1 pseudogene is annotated in these 506 nt (G+C 31.6%); it reads left to right on the top strand.

Annotation, left to right across the window (positions count from 1 at the left end):
- A pseudogene (gene tuf / locus AZI32_RS17735) lies at window positions 1-321 on the top strand (elongation factor Tu); the annotation flags it as partial.
- Between the last annotated feature and the right edge of the window lie 185 nt (window positions 322-506).

The raw sequence follows: 506 nt of genomic DNA on the forward strand, positions 1-506 counted from the left end.
AGAGGACAAGTTTTAGCTAAGCCAGGAACTGTTAAGCCTCACACTAAGTTCAATGCAGAAGTATACGTATTAAAGAAAGAAGAAGGAGGAAGACATACTCCATTCTTCGATGGATACAGACCTCAATTCTACTTCAGAACAACTGACGTAACAGGAGCTTGTAAGTTACCAGAAGGTGTAGAAATGGTTATGCCTGGAGATAACATCCAAATGAATATAGAGTTAATAAACTCAATAGCAATAGAAGAAGGATTAAGATTTGCAATAAGAGAAGGTGGAAGAACAGTAGCATCAGGTGTTGTTTCTTCTATAATTAAATAATTAAGGTTTAAGACTTATAAATAAATTATTTATTATCCTGAAAAGAAAATGTGCACAATAAAACCTAGGTAAAATAGAGAGATGGGGACGCCTATCTCTCTATTTTTTTCATATTATATAGACATACATTAATGAGATATCAATTGTATAAGTAAAGATAAAGAAAAATCTATAACAATAGATTT

Origin of the sequence: Clostridium sp. ATCC 25772, from assembly GCF_001573875.1 — a bacterium.
Taxonomy (GTDB): Bacteria; Bacillota; Clostridia; order Clostridiales; family Clostridiaceae; genus Clostridium_J; species Clostridium_J senegalense.